Here is a 16,807-nt window from a genome sequence, read left to right on the forward strand (position 1 = left end):
CTTCCGCATGGTGCAGGCCGACTCCGGTGCGATCGGCGGCGATGCGTCGCAGGAATTCCACGTGATCGCCGATTCCGGCGAGGACGCGCTGGTGTTCTCCACCGGTTCGGACTACGCGGCCAACATGGAAGCGGCGATCGCCGCCGATCCGGCACCGCGTGCCGCCGCCAGCGAAGCCATGCGCAAGGTCGACACCCCCACCCAGAAGACCTGCGAGGACGTCGCGGCCCTGCTCGGCATCGACCTGCAGCGCACGGTGAAGTCGGTGGCGCTGATCGCGGGCGAAGGCAAGGCACAGCAGTTCGTCCTGGTGCTGGTGCGCGGCGACCATGAGGTCAACGAGATCAAGCTGGCCAAGGTTGCCGGCCTGGACGAACAGCGCTTTGCCAGCGAGGCGGAAATCGCCGAGTACCTGGGCAGCGTGCCGGGCTTCCTCGGCCCGGTCGCCCCGGCCAAGGCCATCCGCGTGGTGGCTGATCGCGAAGTGGCGGCGATGTCCGACTTCGTCGTCGGCGCCAACGAAGCCGGTTTCCACCTGGCCGGCGTCAACTGGGGCCGCGACCTGCCGGAACCGGAAGTGGCCGACATCCGCAACGTGCGTGCCGGTGACCGCGCGCTGGACGGCGGCGAACTGAAGATCGCCCGTGGCATCGAAGTCGGCCACGTGTTCCAGCTGGGCCGCAAGTACGCCGAAGCGCTGGATGCCACGGTGCTGGACGAGAACGGCAAGGCGGCGGTGATGGCGATGGGCTGCTATGGCATCGGCATCTCGCGCGTGGTGGCTGCCGCGATCGAACAGAACCATGACGATGCCGGCATCATCTGGCCGGACGCGATGGCGCCGTGGCAGGTGGTGGTGTGCGTGATCAACCCGAAGGGCGACGCTGCCGTCGCCGATGCAGCGTCCAACCTGCTGCAGGAACTTCGCGACGCCGGCCTCGATACCGCGCTGGACGACCGTGGCCTGCGCCCGGGCGCGATGTTTGCCGACATGGAACTGATCGGCATCCCGCACCGCGTGGTGGTCAGCGAACGTGGCCTGGCCGCCGGTACCTACGAGTACCGCTCGCGCCGCGCCAGCGAAGCCGAGAACCTGGACAAGGCCACCCTGCTGCAGCGTCTGCAGGACTGATCAGGAAAAGACCGGGGCATGCCCCGGTCTTTTTCTAGCTGACGCCCATTTGAGCAATATTGCAGCGGACATAATCCGGTCAAAACAGACGCAATGCAGCCGGGATGCTGCCAGGCCATGACCCGCCTGCATTTGTGCTGGGATTAATTCATCTTTATTCTGTCCCGCGACGCCATGGACTGGCTCGTCCCGTCCACTTATTAGTTTCCGGAGTAACCGTAAATGAGCATTGACCTGACCGGCCTGTCGGCACGCGAGCTGGGCGCCCTGATCCGTACCGCCAAGAAACAGCAGACCATCGTCGCCAAGCGCCGGCCGATCACCAAGGTCCGGGCACAGCTGACCAAGCTGGCCAAGACCGAGGGTTACACCATCGAGGAACTGTTCGGCGACGCCCCGGCCCCGCGCGCGCGCAAGGTGGCCAAGGCCGCCAAGGCACCGTCGAAGACCGCTGGCCGCAAGCTGGGCAAGGTTGCTCCGAAGTACCGCAACCCGGCCAACCCCAAGGAAACCTGGACCGGTCGTGGCAAGCAGCCGCGCTGGATGGCCGAGCTGACCGCCAAGGGCAACAAGAAGCCGGAAGATTTCCTGATCAAGAAGGCCTGAGGCCGGATTGGAATGCGATGAAAAACGCCGGCGAAAGCCGGCGTTTTTCATTCTTCGGTGTGTGGACCGAGGTCCACACCCACAGCAAGCAGCCCTCCCGGCGTGTGGACCAACGGTCCACACCCACCGACATCATTACAGGGTTTTGCGAGCGGGCATCAGCAGGTTGCCGAACAGCAGGCCGGCGACCAGGGCCATCACCACGTTGAGCACGGTGAGGAACACGCTCTGGCCGGCACCCACGTCCTGCTGCTGGACCAGGGTCAGCACGCCGCGCAGGCTGGTGCTGCCTGGCACCATCATGATGATGCCAGGCAGGCGGATGATCGCACCTGGGCGGCCAACGAGACGGCCGAACAGATTGCCACCGGCGGTCAGCAGCATCGCCGATAGGAAGATGCCGGCCGGCGCGCCCCAGGCGTGGCCACCGAACTTGGAGATCGCATAGCCGGCCACCGAGGCGGCGATCACCCACGGGTAATCGCGGCGGTTGGCCTTGAACAGCATCGCGAAGGCGAACGCCGCGGTCAGCAGCGAGCCCCACTCCACCCAGGGCCCCTGCGGCCGCGCCGCGCGGATCACCGGGTCGAGGCCGAGCACGTCGGCCAGGGTCACCGCGATCATCGCGCCCACACTGAGTTTCATGATGGTGGTCAGCGCACCGGCGAAGCGCGCGGTCCCCGACACCCAGTGCTGGCTGGCCAGTTCATTGACCGCATTGGTCAGCGACATGCCCGGCAGCAGCACCACCAGCGAGGCGATGATCACTGTGTTGAGGTTGAGCGCGCCGATGAAGGACGCGACCAGCGTGGCGACCAGGCCGGCCAGCAGCGCGGCCAGTGCCTCGGCGGCTTCGCGGGTGGCCGGGCGACGGTCGGTGACCATGCCGAGCAGGCCGATCATCAGGCCGATGACACCGGCGGTGGCGATGTCCAGCCACGGCAGCTTCCACATGCCGGCCACGCCGGCCGCGCCGAGGGTGAACGAAAGGATGGTGCGCAGCTTGCCGCGCCGGCCCGGATCCTTGTCCAGCTGGCGCAATGCGGTGTGGCCCTGGGCGATGCTCATCCGCCCATTGGCCACTTCCTCGGCGATATGGTCGGCGACGCTGAGCTTGTGCAGGTCGTTCTCGCCGGGCGCCAAGCGGATCACGCGGGTGATGTCACTGGAGCCGATCGCCTGCGCCGGGTCGCTGAAGCTGAGGATGATACCGGTGGGATTCGACCACGGTTCACAATCCAGATCGAGCTGGCGGGCCAGTGCCACCACCGCTGTTTCCAGGCGCTGGGCCGTTGTGCCATAGCTGTGCAGGCGTCCGGCGATCTCGGAAACGAAGGCCACGCGCTGTGCGTAGCTGGCCTGGGGCGTGGGGATCGTGTGAGCGTCTGCGGACATGCGCCGTAGTATTACCTAGGCTGGGCCTTACCGGAGAAATTCATCCGAGTTCGACGCGAAGCCCAATACAGAACGGTTATGCTGCGACCCGAATGGCCCAAGTGACCCCGAACCACGCCCCCCAGCTCGAACAGGATGCCCATGACCCGGGCGTGATCCGCCTGTCCGGCACCTGGACCTTGAAGACCGCGCTGGCCGCGGCCGAAGTCCTGCGCGGCGTTCCCGACACGCTGACCGGCATCGATGCCACCGCCATCGAGAAAATGGATTCGGCCGGCGTGCTGCAGGTGCTGCGCGTAGCCCATCGCGCCGACCTCGGCGAGGACGCACTGAAGTTCCGCCCGGATCACCAGGCGCTGGTGTGCACCATCGAGGAAGTGGCCGACGACCGGCCCAAGCCCAAGCGCGACTTCGGCGTGCTGGCGGCGCTGGAACGGCTGGGTGTCAGCGTCCATGCCACCGGCCACAACATCAAGGCGCTGTGCAGTTTCCTCGGCGAGAACCTGGTCAAGGGAGCTCGCCTGGTCAAGGAACCCCGTCGCTTCCGCCTGACCGCCACCGTGCACCAGATGGAGCAGGTCGGGCTGGACGCGGTACCGCTGGTGGCGCTGCTGTCCTACCTGGTGGGCGCGGTGATCGCCTTCCTCGGCTCGACCATCCTTCGCGACTTCGGCGCCGAGATCTACGTGGTCGAGCTGGTCAACATCGCCTTCCTGCGCGAGTTCGCGGTGCTGCTGACCGCCATCGTGCTGGCCGGCCGCACCGCCAGCGCCTTCACCGCACAGATCGGTGCGATGAAAGCGCGCGAGGAAATCGATGCGATGCGCACCCTGGGCCTGGATCCGATCGACCTGCTGGTGCTGCCACGGCTGCTGGCGCTGCTGGTCACCCTGCCGCTGCTGACCTTCATTGCGATGGTGGCCGGCCTGGCTGGCGGCATCACCGTCGGTGCGTTCGACCTCGACATCCCGCCGCAGATGTACATCGCGCGCATGCACGAGACGATGGAAGTGCGGCACATGCTGGTCGGCCTGTCGAAGGCGCCGGTGTTCGCGCTGGTGATCGGCCTGATCGGCTGCCTGGAAGGCCTGAAGGTGGAAGGCACGGCGCAGTCGGTGGGCGAACGCACCACCTCCAGCGTGGTGCAGACCATCTCGCTGGTGATCATCATCGACGCCTTCGCGGCGTTGTGGTTCATGCACATGGACTGGTGACATGAGCACGCATCCGACGCCCGACGACATTCCCATGCAGGACGACGATGGCCACGACCTGGCCATCCGCGTGCGCGGGCTGGTCAACCGCTTCGGCAGCCAGACCGTGCACGAGGACCTGGACCTGGACGTGCGCCGCGGCGAAATTCTCGGCGTGGTGGGCGGCTCCGGTACCGGCAAGTCGGTACTGATGCGCTCGATCCTGGGCCTGCGTACGCCCGATGCCGGGCAGATCGAAGTCCTCGGCCGCGACGCGCGCGCCGATGATGCCGAGAGCCGGCTGCACATCGAGCGCAACACCGGCGTGCTGTTCCAGGACGGTGCCCTGTTCTCCTCGCTTACCGTGGGCGAGAACGTACAGGTCCCCCTGCAGGAGCATCATCGCGAGCTGCCCGAGCGCTGGCATTACGAGCTGGCACTGCTGAAGGTGAAGCTGGCCGGCCTGCCTGCCGATGCGATCAACAAGCTGCCGTCGCAGCTGTCCGGTGGCATGCGCAAGCGTGCCGGCCTGGCCCGTGCACTGGCGCTGGACCCGCCGCTGCTGTTCCTGGACGAACCCACCGCCGGCCTCGACCCGATCGGTGCGGCTGCATTCGACCGCCTGATCAAGACCCTGCAGGAAGCGCTGGGGCTGACCGTATTCCTGATCACCCACGACCTGGACACGCTGTATGCGATCTGCGACCGGGTGGCAGTGATCGCCGACCGCAAAGTGGTGGCCAACGCGCCACTGCCGGACATCGAGAAACTGGATCATCCGTGGATCCAGGAATACTTCCACGGACCGCGTGCGCGTGCCGCGCGCGGCGAACAGATCGAGAGTGCCTGAGCCATGGAAACCAAAGCCAACTACGTGCTGATCGGCGCGTTCACCCTGATCACCGGCCTGGCCCTGCTGGCCTTCGGCCTGTGGGCGGCCAAGTACTCCTCCGACCGTACCTGGCAGGAATACCGCGTGGTGTTCCGCGAGGCAGTAACTGGCCTGTCGGTGGGCAGCCCGGTACAGTACAACGGCATCGCGGTGGGTTCGATCATCGAACTGAACCTGGTTCCGGACGACCCGCGCCAGGTGGTCGCACGCATCCGCCTGAACTCGACCACCCCGGTCAAGACCGATACCCGTGCAAAGCTGGCGATCACCAGCCTGACCGGCCCGTCGATCATCCAGCTCAGCGGTGGTACGCCGCAGTCGCCGGCACTGACCACGGTCAATAAGGACCCGGCGCCGATCATTCCAACCACGCCGTCGGCGCTGCAGAACATCACCGACGTTGCCAACCGCATCGTCGAGCGCATGGACCAGATCCTCAGCGACCGCAACGTGGCCTCGATCAACGCGACGCTGGCCAACCTGGAAACGATCAGCGGCGGCCTGGCCGACCGCGACCAGGGCACGCAGGCGCTGCTGCTCAGCGCGCGCGATGCCGCCCGCAGCCTGGACACCACGCTGAAGACCACCAATGGCACCATCGAGCGCCTGGACAAGAACCTGGTGCAGCAGCTGCCGGGCATCATCGACAAGCTCGACGCCACCCTGGCCAAGCTTGATTCGGCCGCTGGCAACGCCGACTCGATCCTTGGCGAGAACCGTGCCGCGATCAACAGCTTCGCCAACGATGGCCTCGGCCAGCTCGGCCCGACGCTGACCGAACTGCGCGGCCTGATCCGCGATCTGCGCCGGGTCAGCGACCGCCTCGAGAACAACCCCGCGCGCTACCTGCTGGGCCGCGACGCACCGAAGGAGTTCGAACCCAAATGAGCCCGACCGCCCTTCCGCGCCTGCTGCTGGCCGCTTCGATGGTCACCCTGCTGGGCGGCTGCTCCATCCTTGGCAGCAGCGAGAAAACCGCAGTGACGCTGTACTCGCCGTCCGTGCAGGTGAAGGCCGACCCGGCGTGGCCACAGGTGGGCTGGCAGCTGGTGCTGGCCAAGCCCAGCGCCGCGCGCATGGTCGACAGCCCGCGTATCAACGTGCGGCCGACGCCGTCGCAGATGGAGATCTACAAGGGGGCCAGCTGGGCACAGCCGGCCACCGACATGATCGAGGACACCTTGCTGCGTGGCTTTGAGGACTCCGGCCGCATCCGTGGCGTGGCGCGCAGCAGTGCCGGCATCCGTGCCGACTACAAGCTGTCCACCGATGTGCGCCGCTTTGAATCGGACTACCTGGGCCAGGCCACGCCGACCGTGGTGATCGAGGTCAACGCCAAGCTGATCCATGTGGCCGACCAGCGCGTGGTCGCCGACCGTACCTTCCGCCAGGCACAGCCGGTCGGCAGTACCGACGTGCCGGCGGTTGCCGCCGCGTTCGAGCGCGGCCTGCAGCAGCTGGCACAGGAGATGGTGGGCTGGACGCTGACAAGCGGGCAGGCCGACCAGCCGACCGTCGCGCGCTGACCGGTCAGCGTGGCGTAATCCAGCGGAACGTCAGGTTGATCCGTTCGCCCTGCACCCGTGCCATCTTCGGCAGCGCGTGCTGGTAGAACCGCTGTGTCTGCCCCGCCATCACCAGCAGATCGCCATGGCCGAGCAGGTACTCGGCCTTCCGCGCCGGGTCATCGCGCCGGCGCAGCAGGAAGCGGCGCGCCGCGCCCAGGCTCAGCGAAGCAATCACCGGGGTCGGCCCCAGCTCTGGCTCGTCATCGCTGTGCCAGCCCATGTAGTCGCCACCGCCGCGATAGCGGTTCAGCAGCACGCTGTTGAAGCGGCCGATGCCCTCCGCCTGCAGGCGCCCGCGCATGGCCTGCAACGCGGGTGGCCAGGGGTGCGGCACGAATTCAGCCCCGGAATAGCGGTAGCGCGCCAGCGGATCGCCGATCCAGCAACTCAGCCGCGGCGAATCCACCCAGTTGCCGAACATGCGGATGCGATGGACCTCCCAAGGCACATCAGCCTGCAGCACGGACATCAGCGCGTCCGCGTCGGCCGGGGCCAGCCAACCCCGCAGGTGCTGGACGTCAGCATCAGGAAGATCGTCGGGGAACAGCATCGCGTGCCTTCCGGAAAGGGGCGGCCTGCAGCCTCCCCGGGACATCAAGCGCGCTGGAACGCAACGCCGGTCTTTTCCTTCAACTCGTCATCGCTGACACCGGGTGCGGCTTCCACCAGCAGCACCCCCTTGTCGGTGACATCGAACACGGCCAGGTCGGTGATGATGCGGTCGACCACGCCGACACCGGTCAGCGGCAGCGTGCATTCGGTCAGGATCTTGTGCTCGCCGTTCTTGGCGGTGTGCTCCATCAGCACCACCACGCGCTGCACGCCGGCCACCAGGTCCATCGCACCGCCCATGCCCTTGACCATCTTGCCCGGCACCATCCAGTTGGCCAGGTCACCCTTGTCGGTGACCTGCATGGCGCCGAGGATAGCCAGGTTCACATGGCCACCGCGGATCATCGCGAAGCTGTCGTGGCTGCCGAAATAGCTGGCACCGGCACGCGCGGTGACGGTCTGCTTGCCGGCATTGATCAGGTCGGCGTCCACTTCGGCGTCGGTCGGAAACGGACCGATGCCGAGCAGGCCGTTTTCCGACTGCAGCCACACGTCCACCCCTTCGGGGATGTGGTTGGCAACCAGGGTCGGCAGGCCGATGCCCAGGTTCACGTACGCACCATCGGTCAGTTCGCGGGCGGCACGTGCCGCCATCTCATCGCGGGTCCACGCCATGTCAGTTGCCCTCCGCGCGGATGGTGCGCTGTTCGATACGCTTTTCAGGATGCGCGTTGTGCACGATGCGGTGTACATAGATGCCTGGCAGGTGCACCTGGTCCGGGTCGATGGCGCCAACCGGCACTACCTCTTCCACTTCCACGATGCAGACCTTGCCGGCCATCGCGCAGGCCGGATTGAAGTTGCGCGCGGTCTTGCGGAACACCAGGTTGCCCGCTTCATCAGCCTTCCACGCCTTGACCAGCGCCACGTCGGCGCGCAGCGCGGTTTCCATTACGTAGTGCTTGCCGTCGAACTCGCGGGTTTCCTTTCCTTCAGCCACCACCGTGCCGTAGCCGGTGGCGGTGAAGAACGCCGGAATGCCCGCGCCGCCGGCACGCAGGCGCTCGGCCAGGGTGCCCTGTGGGTTGAACTCCAGCTCGAGCTCGCCGGCCAGGAACTGCCGCTCGAACTCTTTGTTCTCGCCCACATAGGACGAAATCATCTTCTTGATCTGCCGGGTTTCCAGCAGCTGGCCCAGTCCGAAACCATCGACGCCGGCATTGTTGGAGATCACGGTCAGGCCCTTGGCACCGCTGTCGCGCAGCGCGGCGATCAGGGCCTCGGGAATGCCACACAGGCCGAAGCCGCCCACGGCCAGCGTCTGGCCATCGGCGACCACCCCTTGCAGGGCCTCCGCCGCACTGGCGAAGCGCTTGCCGCGCTTGCCGGTGGAAGTCGATTGCTGCATTGCTGTACTACCCTGCACGTTGAGGATGACCGCATTCTAGCTGGAGGGCGGCGGAGGGCCTGGATGCGCCGCAGCATTGCACGGGCATCGCACAGGGTTCCGTAGAATGCCGGGTTCCCCTGCCAATGGTCGGCCCCGTGCCCGCCCCACCCTCGTTGATGGCCCATACCTACACCGAAGAAGACCTGCTCCGCTGGATGGAAGGCCGGACGCTGGAGATGAGCGACCATGGCCTGTCGGAAGTCCACAGCATGCGTCTGTTCGGTGACATTCTGGTCGCTGAGGTAAAGATCCCGGCCAAGTACTCCTACCGGGTGGAGATCGACCTGGCCGCCAGCCTTCGCCATCCGCGCAGCCTGCTGCGCAACCGGTGTTCCTGCCTGCTCGGCCACGACTGCATGCACGTGGCGGCTGTGCTGGCGCAGATGCTGCAGCAGATCGACCATACGCCCCCCATGCCCGACGACAGCAGCACGCTGCCAACGCTGTTGATCCGTTCGATGACGCCCGTCCTGCGCCTGCACACGGTCGAGTTCCGTCCGCCGTGGCTCGGCCCCCGCGACCCTTCGCAATGGGCCGATATCGCGACCGTGGCCTTCGAATACGACGAACACGTGCGGTTCCTGGATGATCCGAGCCTGTTCGCACACGATCCGGAGGGCCAGCTCGCCCTGCTGCCCCGCGACCTGGTTGAGGAGTCACGGCGCGAGGCCGAGCTGCGCACGGTGGGACTGCATCGCGACGTGGAACCACGGGCGCCATTGGACGGCGCAGGCCCGCAGTTCCAGCTGCGCACCCATGACTGGACACGGTTCCTGCTGGACGACGTGCCGCGCCTGGAAGCCCTGGGCTGGAAGGTGGAGACGGACGACGATTTCCGCCATCGCATCACCCGGGTGGATGAGATCGGCCTGGACATCCAGGCCGACCCGGCGGATGCGGGCTGGTTCAACCTGGGCCTGGACATCCAGGTGGAAGGCCGCAACGTGTCGATGGTTCCGCTGCTGCAGCAGGTGCTGCAGTCCGATCCCCGCTGGATGCGTGGCCAGCTGGACGCCATCGGCGATGACGAGAACATCCTGTTGATGGCAGGCGACAGCACCCGCCTGGCACTGCGGGCCGCTCGATTGAAGCCGATCATGGCGCTGTTGGCGGACCTGTTCGCCCAGCGTGGCGCGCCGCTGCGCTTGTCAGCGCTTGACCGTGGCCGCCTGCAGGCGCTGCGGGATACGGCGCGCCTGCAGTTCCGGGGGCGCAAGGACACCCAGGCGCTGGTGCAGCGCCTGATGCAGGCACCCGCACTGGGTGAAGTGCCGCCACCGGCGGGACTGGTGGCGACGCTGCGTCCCTATCAGCGTGAAGGCCTGTCGTGGCTGCAGTACCTGCGCCAGCAGGGTCTGGGCGGCGTGCTGGCCGATGACATGGGGCTGGGCAAGACCCTGCAGACGCTGGCGCATCTGCTGGTCGAAAAGGAAAGTGGCCGCCTGGACCAGCCGGCGCTGCTGGTGGTGCCGACCTCGCTGCTGCACAACTGGCAGAGCGAAGCCGCACGCTTCACCCCTGGCCTGCGGGTGCTGACCCTGCACGGACCGACGCGCGAAGCACTGTTCGAGGCGATTCCCGAGCATGATCTTGTGCTGACCACGTATCCCCTGCTGTGGCGCGACGAGCAGGCGCTGCAGGCACATGCCTACCATCTGCTGATTCTGGATGAAGCCCAGCAGGTGAAGAACCCGAAGTCACGCGCGGCCATCACCCTGCGCACGCTGCAGGCCCGCCATCGCCTGTGCCTGACCGGCACGCCACTGGAGAACCATCTGGGCGAGCTGTGGACGCAGTTCGACTTCCTGCTGCCCGGCCTGCTCGGCAGCGAGAAGCAGTTCAACCAGCATTGGCGCCATCCGATCGAACGTGCCAGCGACCACCGTCGCGCCACGTTGCTGGCGCAGCGCCTGCGTCCCTTCATCCTGCGCCGGCGCAAGGACCAGGTCGCGTCAGAGCTTCCGCCCAAGACCCTCATTACCCGCGCGGTGGACATGGAGGGCGGCCAGCGTGATCTCTATGAAACCGTGCGTGCAGCGATGGAAAAGCAGGTGCGCGAGGCCATCAGCGGCAGCGGGCTGGCGCGCAGCCATATCGTGGTGCTGGATGCCCTGCTGAAGCTGCGCCAGGTCTGCTGCGATCCGCGCCTGCTGCCGGGCGACGCCCCGGCACGCAATGCCGGCTCGGCCAAGCTGGAGCTGCTGCGCGACATGCTGCCGTCGATGGTCGAGGAAGGCCGGCGGGTCCTGGTGTTCTCGCAGTTCACCGGCATGCTGGCACTGATCGCGCAGGCGCTGGAGGAGCTCGGGCTGGCCTATGTGACCCTGACCGGCGACACCCAGGACCGGGCTACGCCGGTGCAGCGCTTCATGCAGGGCGAGGTGCCGGTGTTCCTGATCAGCCTGAAGGCAGGTGGCGTCGGGTTGAACCTGACCGCCGCCGACACCGTCATCCACTTCGACCCCTGGTGGAACCCGGCGGCCGAAAACCAGGCCAGTGACCGCGCCCATCGCATCGGCCAGCAGCAGCCGGTGTTCGTTTACCGGCTGATCGCCGCAGGCAGCATTGAAGAACGGATCGCCGAGCTGCAGGAACGCAAGGCCACGCTGGCCGACTCGATTCTCGAAGGCGGCGGTGCTACGGGGCCACGCTTCAGCGAGGAAGACGTGCAGGCGCTGCTGGCGCCGTTGCCGGGCCTGCCCGGCAAACGTTCCCGTAAAGCGGGCAAACGGTCGACGCGAGCCTGACCCCCGAACGCCAGTCAGGTGGCGTTCCCCGATGGAAACGATTCCCATACGGGACTGGGACTACAATTGGGGGCTGAGCTCACAAAGGATCTGATCGATGCCCCTGCCCGCCTTCAAGGCCTACGATATCCGCGGCCGTGTGCCGGAAGAACTGAACGAAGACCTGGCCCGCCGCATCGGCGTTGCCCTGGCCGCACAGCTCGCTCCCGGTCCGGTGGTCCTCGGCCACGATGTGCGCCTGACCAGCCCGGCGCTGCAGGATGCGCTGGCCGCAGGCCTGCGTGGTACCGGCCGCGAGGTGATCGACATCGGCCTGTGCGGTACCGAAGAGGTCTACTTCCAGACCGATCACCTCGGCGCGGCCGGCGGCGTGATGGTGACCGCCAGCCACAACCCGATGGATTACAACGGCATGAAGCTGGTCAAGGAGAATGCCCGTCCGATCAGCTCCGATACCGGCCTGTTCGCGATCTCCGATGCGGTCGCCGTCGATATGTCCGAGGCCCAGCCGCCGCGTGCCGGGCAGACCGCCCAGCATGACAAGAGCGCCTACATCCAGCACCTGCTCAGCTATGTCGATGCCAGCAAGCTCACGCCGCTGAAGCTGGTGGTGAATGCCGGCAATGGCGGCGCGGGCGCCATCGTCGACCTGCTGGCCCCGCACCTGCCGTTCGAGTTCATCCGCATCTGCCACGAACCCGACGGCAACTTCCCCAACGGCATTCCCAACCCGCTGCTGCCGGAAAACCGTGCCGCCACTGCCGACGCCGTGCGCGAGCATGGTGCTGACTTCGGCATCGCCTGGGACGGCGACTTCGACCGCTGCTTCTTCTTCGATCACACCGGCCGCTTCATCGAGGGCTATTACCTGGTCGGCCTGCTGGCCAAGGCTATCCTCGCGCGCAATCCCGGCGGCAAGGTCGTGCATGACCCTCGCCTGGTCTGGAACACCGTGGAGATGGTGGAGCAGGCGGGCGGCGTACCGGTGCTGTGCAAGAGCGGCCATGCCTTCATCAAGGAAAAGATGCGCGCCGAGGATGCGGTGTATGGCGGTGAGATGAGCGCCCACCACTACTTCCGCGAATTCGCCTATGCCGACTCCGGCATGATCCCGTGGCTGCTGATCGCCCAGCTGATTTCCGAAAGCGGCCGCTCGCTGGCCGACTGGGTCGAAGACCGCATGGCGGCCTATCCGTGCAGTGGCGAGATCAACTTCAAGGTGGCCGATGCCAAGGCCGCTGTGGCCCGCGTCATGGCGCACTTCGCGGCGCAAGCGCCGGTACTGGACCACACCGACGGCATCAGTGCCGACTTCGGCGACTGGCGCTTCAACCTGCGCAGCTCCAACACCGAGCCGCTGCTGCGCCTGAACGTTGAAGCCCGCGGCGACGCAGGGCTGATGCAGGCCCGCACTGATGAAATTTCCCACCTCCTTCAGCAGTAACCAAGGACGACCATGAGCATCATCCAGCCCGTCATTCTGTCCGGTGGCTCCGGCACCCGCCTGTGGCCGCTGTCGCGCGAGTCCTACCCCAAGCAGTTCCTGCCGTTGGCCAGCGAGCTGACGATGCTGCAGGCCACCTGGCAGCGCGTCGCTCCCATCGCCGCGCATGGCCCGCTGGTGATCGCCAACGAGGAGCACCGCTTCGTCGCTGCCGAGCAGCTGCAGCAGGTCGGCGCCGAGCCGGCTGGCATCATCCTGGAGCCGGTGGGCCGCAATACGGCGCCGGCGATCGCGGTCGCAGCCCTAGAGGCCACCCGCGACGGCGCCGATGCGCTGCTGCTGGTGCTGCCCTCGGACCATGTGATCACCGATGAGGCCGCATTCCGCGCAGTCGTGCAGGCTGCAGCCAGCGCTGCCGAGGCCGGCAAGCTGGTGACCTTCGGCATCGTGCCGAGCGGTCCGGAAACCGGCTACGGCTATATCAAGGCCGCCGATGGGCAGGGCCTGCGTGCGGTCGAGCGCTTTGTCGAAAAGCCCGACCTTGAGACCGCCACCGGTTACGTCAGCAGCGGCCAGTATTACTGGAACAGCGGCATGTTCCTGTTCAAGGCCTCGCGCTACCTGCAGGAACTTGAGCACTTCCAGCCCGACATGCTGGCCGGCAGCCGCCAGGCCTGGCAGCAGGCCCGTCGCGATTCGGATTTCACCCGTCTGGACAAGGACGCCTTCGCTGCGGTTCCTTCCGACTCCATCGACTACGCGGTGATGGAAAAAACCGCAGACGCCGTGGTGATTCCGCTGGACGCCGGCTGGAACGATGTCGGCTCGTGGACGGCGCTGCGCGATGTCTCGCAGCAGGACGGCGATGGCAACGCCCACCAGGGCGATGTGATCGCCATCGACTGCCGCAACACCTATGCCTATGCACAGCGCCTGGTGGCACTGGTCGGCCTGGATGACGTGATCGTCGTCGAGACCGACGACGCGGTGCTGGTCGGCAAGGCCGATCGCATGCAGGAGGTCAAGACCGTTGTTGGTCAGCTGAAGTCCGAAGGCCGCAGCGAGGCCACGTGGCATCGCAAGGTCTACCGCCCGTGGGGCGCGTACGATTCAGTCGACAATGGTGCACGCTTCCAGGTCAAGCGCATCACGGTCAAGCCCGGCGGCACACTCAGCCTGCAGATGCATCATCACCGCGCCGAGCACTGGATCGTGGTCAGCGGCACCGCTGAAGTGACCCGCGGCGACGAAGTGATCCTGCTCAGCGAGAACCAGAGCACCTACATCCCGCTGGGCGTGACCCACCGCCTGCGCAACCCCGGAAAACTGCCGCTGGAACTGATCGAAGTACAGTCGGGCAGCTACCTGGGCGAGGATGACATCGTGCGGTTCGAGGACACGTACGGGCGCAGTTGAGCCGACGCCCTGCAGCGAGTGCCGACCGTTGGTCGGGGTGGGTGCCGACCGTTGGTCGGCACGTCACCTGCCGGGTCAGGCAATTTCAGCCATCACCCGCTTCAACCCGTCCTGCCACGCTGGCAGCACGATGCCGAAATCCTGCTGCAGCTTGCGGTTGTCCAGCACCGACCAGGCCGGGCGCTTGGCCGGCGTCGGATACTCGGAACTGGGAATCGCCTCGACGGCCGGCACTTTCACCACCACCCCGGTAGCCAGCGCTTCGGCGAAGATCGCCTCGGCAAACCCATGCCAGCTGGTCTGGCCACTGGCCGTCAGATGCCAGGTTCCGGACAAGTGGCCCGGATGCTGCAGCGCCTGCGCGGTGACATCGGCGATCAGCGCAGCCGGAGTGGGCGTACCGATCTGGTCGGCCACTACCCGCAACTGTTCGCGTTCTGATCCCACCCGCAGCATGGTGCGCAGGAAATTGGCGCCATGTGAGGCATAGACCCACGCCGTGCGGAAGATCAGGTGGCGGCCACCGGCCAGACGCACTGCATCCTCACCATCGCGCTTGCTGGTGCCATAGACGCCCAACGGCGCGGTCGGCTCGTCTTCGCGGTAGGGCGCACGGCCCTGGCCGTCGAACACGTAGTCGGTGGAGTAATGCACCAAGGGCACGCCATGGGCCGCGCACCAGCGCGCGATCACGCCCGGCGCCTGCGCGTTGGCGGCGAAGGCCGAATCGACCTCCTGCTCGGCACGGTCCACCGCCGTGTAGGCGGCCGCGTTGACCACCACCGATGGCTGCAGGCGATCCAGCAGCGCCGGCAGGCTGTCGGGCTGGCCGAAATCAGCCATCTCGCAGGCACTTCCGTCGGGCAGTTGCCCGCTGCGGGTGGTCGCGACTACTTTGCCCAGTGGCGCCAGCGCGCGCAGCAGTTCCTGGCCGACCTGGCCATTGCCGCCGAACACCAGAACGGTCATGGCACGTAGACCGGCAGGCGGTCTTCGGCAATGTCCTTCAGGAAGGGCGCGGTCTCGTCCTTGGCCGACAGGGTCGGTGCACTCACCGGCCAGTCCACCGCAATATCGGCGTCATTCCAGCGGATACCTGCATCCGCTTCCTTGACGTAGACGTCCGTGCACAGATAGCTGAACAGTGCACGTTCGGAGAGCACGGCAAACCCGTGCGCGAAGCCTTCCGGAATCCAGAACTGCTTCCTGTTTTCAGCGCTCAGCACCACCGCCTCCCACTGGCCGAAGGTCGGCGAGCCGCGGCGGATGTCCACGGCCACGTCATAGACCTCGCCTTCCAGCACGCTGACCAGCTTGCCCTGCGGGCGCGGCCACTGGTAATGCAGGCCACGCAGCACGCCCTGCGCCGAGGTGGACACGTTGCTCTGCACGAAACGATCCGGCAGGCCCAGCGCGGCAAAACGCTCGGCATTCCAGGTTTCAAAGAAATAACCGCGGGCATCGCCGAACACGGCCGGCTCGATCACCACGCAGCCGGGCAACTTGGTTTCAATTACTTTCACGGAACGACTCCACGCTGGGCGAGCGTGTGCAGGTACTGGCCGTAGCCATTCTTGATCAACGGCGCAGCCAACGCCTCCAGCTGCTCGGCATTGATCCAGCCTTGGCCGAACGCGATTTCTTCCGGGCAGCAGACCTGCAGGCCCTGGCGGGTCTGGATGGTCTCGATGAAGTTGGAGGCTTCCAGCAGCGATTGGTGAGTGCCGGTATCCAGCCAGGCATAGCCACGGCCGAGCGCTTCCAGGTGAAGATTGCCTTCTTCCAGGTAGCGCTTGTTGAGATCGGTGATCTCCAGCTCACCACGCGGCGACGGCTTCAGTTCGGCCGCGTAATCGCTGGCCTTGCCGTCATAGAAGTACAGGCCGGTCACCGCATAGTTGGAGCGCGGTTTTTCCGGCTTCTCCACCAGATCGATCACCTTGCCGCTCTGATCGAACTCGGCCACGCCGTAGCGCTCCGGATCATTCACCCAGTAGCCGAACACGGTCGAGCCGTGCACGCGTTCGTCTGCACGCTTGAGCACCTCGCGCAGGCCGTGGCCGTGGAAGATGTTGTCGCCCAGCACCAGGCAGCTCGGCTTGCCGGCGACGAAGTCGCGGCCGATCAGGTAGGCCTGGGCCAGGCCATCCGGACTCGGCTGCACCGCGTACTGGATGTCCATGCCCCATTGCGAACCGTCGCCCAGCAGCTGCTGGAACAGCGCCTGTTCGTGCGGAGTATTGATGATCAACACTTCGCGGATGCCCGCCAGCATCAGCACGCTGAGCGGGTAGTAGATCATCGGCTTGTCGTACACCGGCAACAGCTGCTTGCTGACGCCCTTGGTGATCGGATACAGCCGGGTGCCGGAACCGCCGGCCAGGATGATGCCCTTGCGTTGCGTCATGTTAT

General features: G+C 66.3%; 16 protein-coding genes. 9 read left to right on the forward strand and 7 right to left on the reverse strand.

Annotated elements, in window-relative coordinates; genetic code table 11:
• Together proS and ARC63_RS06665 are read left to right on the forward strand one after the other, a co-directional pair.
• On the forward strand, positions 1-1,132 hold a 1,132-nt coding region (gene proS / locus ARC63_RS06660), incomplete at its 5' end, for a proline--tRNA ligase (protein WP_057502851.1).
• 222 nt (positions 1,133-1,354) lie between these two features.
• Complete coding sequence (locus ARC63_RS06665) at positions 1,355-1,738, forward strand: H-NS histone family protein (protein WP_049398421.1); 384 nt, start codon at positions 1,355-1,357, stop codon at positions 1,736-1,738.
• 135 nt (positions 1,739-1,873) lie between these two features.
• On the opposite strand, the gene ARC63_RS06670 is transcribed toward ARC63_RS06665, so the two are convergent.
• On the reverse strand, positions 1,874-3,133 hold the full coding sequence (locus ARC63_RS06670; protein ID WP_010480697.1) for a threonine/serine exporter family protein: 1,260 nt from the start codon (positions 3,131-3,133) through the stop codon (positions 1,874-1,876).
• A gap of 92 nt (positions 3,134-3,225) precedes the next feature.
• Between ARC63_RS06670 and ARC63_RS06675 the strand changes: the two genes are divergently transcribed.
• The 4 genes from ARC63_RS06675 to ARC63_RS06690 are packed head-to-tail and all read left to right on the forward strand — an operon-like array spanning position 3,226 to position 6,744.
• Entirely contained in the window at positions 3,226-4,347 is a 1,122-nt protein-coding gene (locus tag ARC63_RS06675; RefSeq protein ID WP_010480695.1) for an ABC transporter permease, read from the forward strand.
• 1 nt (position 4,348) lies between these two features.
• Positions 4,349-5,176, forward strand: coding sequence for an ABC transporter ATP-binding protein (locus ARC63_RS06680; RefSeq protein ID WP_057502852.1), 828 nt, complete (start codon positions 4,349-4,351; stop codon positions 5,174-5,176).
• 3 nt (positions 5,177-5,179) lie between these two features.
• The gene (locus ARC63_RS06685; RefSeq protein ID WP_010480691.1) at positions 5,180-6,106 is read left to right on the forward strand and encodes an MlaD family protein; all 927 of its coding nucleotides are present in this window, start codon (positions 5,180-5,182) and stop codon (positions 6,104-6,106) included.
• The gene (locus ARC63_RS06690) at positions 6,103-6,744 is read left to right on the forward strand and encodes an ABC-type transport auxiliary lipoprotein family protein (RefSeq protein ID WP_049455356.1); all 642 of its coding nucleotides are present in this window, start codon (positions 6,103-6,105) and stop codon (positions 6,742-6,744) included. The genes ARC63_RS06685 and ARC63_RS06690 overlap by 4 nt, the downstream gene beginning before the upstream one ends.
• A gap of 4 nt (positions 6,745-6,748) precedes the next feature.
• Here the strand turns inward: ARC63_RS06690 and ARC63_RS06695 are convergent, their stop codons facing one another.
• The 3 genes from ARC63_RS06695 to ARC63_RS06705 are packed head-to-tail and all read right to left on the reverse strand — an operon-like array spanning position 6,749 to position 8,746.
• The gene (locus tag ARC63_RS06695; RefSeq protein ID WP_057502853.1) at positions 6,749-7,336 is read right to left on the reverse strand and encodes an alpha-ketoglutarate-dependent dioxygenase AlkB family protein; all 588 of its coding nucleotides are present in this window, start codon (positions 7,334-7,336) and stop codon (positions 6,749-6,751) included.
• Between the two features lie 44 nt (positions 7,337-7,380).
• A complete protein-coding gene (locus ARC63_RS06700) occupies positions 7,381-8,013 on the reverse strand; it encodes a CoA transferase subunit B (RefSeq protein WP_057502854.1) in 633 nt (210 codons plus the stop codon).
• 1 nt (position 8,014) lies between these two features.
• Positions 8,015-8,746: a CoA transferase subunit A gene (locus ARC63_RS06705; protein ID WP_057502855.1), complete on the reverse strand. Its 732-nt coding sequence runs from the start codon at positions 8,744-8,746 to the stop codon at positions 8,015-8,017.
• 158 nt (positions 8,747-8,904) lie between these two features.
• Here ARC63_RS06705 and ARC63_RS06710 point away from each other — a divergent pair, with 158 nt between their 5' ends.
• The 3 genes from ARC63_RS06710 (at position 8,905) to ARC63_RS06720 (ending at position 14,395) form a co-directional block, all read left to right on the forward strand.
• Positions 8,905-11,535 (forward strand): DEAD/DEAH box helicase, encoded by a 2,631-nt coding sequence (locus tag ARC63_RS06710; RefSeq protein WP_057502856.1) that lies wholly within the window; start codon positions 8,905-8,907, stop codon positions 11,533-11,535.
• Between the two features lie 97 nt (positions 11,536-11,632).
• Positions 11,633-12,979: a phosphohexomutase domain-containing protein gene (locus ARC63_RS06715; protein WP_057502857.1), complete on the forward strand. Its 1,347-nt coding sequence runs from the start codon at positions 11,633-11,635 to the stop codon at positions 12,977-12,979.
• A gap of 12 nt (positions 12,980-12,991) precedes the next feature.
• Positions 12,992-14,395 (forward strand): mannose-1-phosphate guanylyltransferase/mannose-6-phosphate isomerase, encoded by a 1,404-nt coding sequence (locus ARC63_RS06720; protein WP_057502858.1) that lies wholly within the window; start codon positions 12,992-12,994, stop codon positions 14,393-14,395.
• A 75-nt stretch (positions 14,396-14,470) separates the two neighbouring features.
• Here ARC63_RS06720 and rfbD read toward each other — a convergent pair whose 3' ends face one another.
• From rfbD to rfbA, 3 genes are read right to left on the reverse strand one after another with little or no spacing between them, the layout of a single operon-like run.
• Entirely contained in the window at positions 14,471-15,364 is an 894-nt protein-coding gene (rfbD, locus tag ARC63_RS06725) for a dTDP-4-dehydrorhamnose reductase (protein ID WP_057502859.1), read from the reverse strand.
• Positions 15,361-15,918: a dTDP-4-dehydrorhamnose 3,5-epimerase gene (rfbC, locus tag ARC63_RS06730; RefSeq protein ID WP_010480673.1), complete on the reverse strand. Its 558-nt coding sequence runs from the start codon at positions 15,916-15,918 to the stop codon at positions 15,361-15,363. The genes rfbD and rfbC overlap by 4 nt, the downstream gene beginning before the upstream one ends.
• On the reverse strand, positions 15,915-16,802 hold the full coding sequence (rfbA, locus tag ARC63_RS06735; RefSeq protein WP_057502860.1) for a glucose-1-phosphate thymidylyltransferase RfbA: 888 nt from the start codon (positions 16,800-16,802) through the stop codon (positions 15,915-15,917). The genes rfbC and rfbA overlap by 4 nt, the downstream gene beginning before the upstream one ends.
• Positions 16,803-16,807: the final 5 nt, after the last annotated feature.

This window comes from Stenotrophomonas geniculata ATCC 19374 = JCM 13324, assembly GCF_001431625.1.
Classification (GTDB): domain Bacteria; phylum Pseudomonadota; class Gammaproteobacteria; order Xanthomonadales; family Xanthomonadaceae; genus Stenotrophomonas; species Stenotrophomonas geniculata.

Bases quoted from the DNA above. Each gene is read 5' to 3' on its own strand.
- ARC63_RS06675 (WP_010480695.1), top strand. From the start codon at position 3,226: ATGGCCCAAGTGACCCCGAACCACGCCCCCCAGCTCGAACAGGATGCC.
- ARC63_RS06685 (WP_010480691.1), top strand. From the start codon at position 5,180: ATGGAAACCAAAGCCAACTACGTGCTGATCGGCGCGTTCACCCTGATC.
- ARC63_RS06715 (WP_057502857.1), top strand. From the start codon at position 11,633: ATGCCCCTGCCCGCCTTCAAGGCCTACGATATCCGCGGCCGTGTGCCG.
- ARC63_RS06670 (WP_010480697.1), bottom strand. From the start codon at position 3,133: ATGTCCGCAGACGCTCACACGATCCCCACGCCCCAGGCCAGCTACGCA.
- rfbD (WP_057502859.1), bottom strand. From the start codon at position 15,364: ATGACCGTTCTGGTGTTCGGCGGCAATGGCCAGGTCGGCCAGGAACTG.
- ARC63_RS06710 (WP_057502856.1), top strand. From the start codon at position 8,905: ATGGCCCATACCTACACCGAAGAAGACCTGCTCCGCTGGATGGAAGGC.
- ARC63_RS06720 (WP_057502858.1), top strand. From the start codon at position 12,992: ATGAGCATCATCCAGCCCGTCATTCTGTCCGGTGGCTCCGGCACCCGC.
- ARC63_RS06665 (WP_049398421.1), top strand. From the start codon at position 1,355: ATGAGCATTGACCTGACCGGCCTGTCGGCACGCGAGCTGGGCGCCCTG.
- rfbA (WP_057502860.1), bottom strand. From the start codon at position 16,802: ATGACGCAACGCAAGGGCATCATCCTGGCCGGCGGTTCCGGCACCCGG.
- ARC63_RS06700 (WP_057502854.1), bottom strand. From the start codon at position 8,013: ATGGCGTGGACCCGCGATGAGATGGCGGCACGTGCCGCCCGCGAACTG.
- ARC63_RS06680 (WP_057502852.1), top strand. From the start codon at position 4,349: ATGAGCACGCATCCGACGCCCGACGACATTCCCATGCAGGACGACGAT.
- ARC63_RS06690 (WP_049455356.1), top strand. From the start codon at position 6,103: ATGAGCCCGACCGCCCTTCCGCGCCTGCTGCTGGCCGCTTCGATGGTC.
- ARC63_RS06695 (WP_057502853.1), bottom strand. From the start codon at position 7,336: ATGCTGTTCCCCGACGATCTTCCTGATGCTGACGTCCAGCACCTGCGG.
- ARC63_RS06705 (WP_057502855.1), bottom strand. From the start codon at position 8,746: ATGCAGCAATCGACTTCCACCGGCAAGCGCGGCAAGCGCTTCGCCAGT.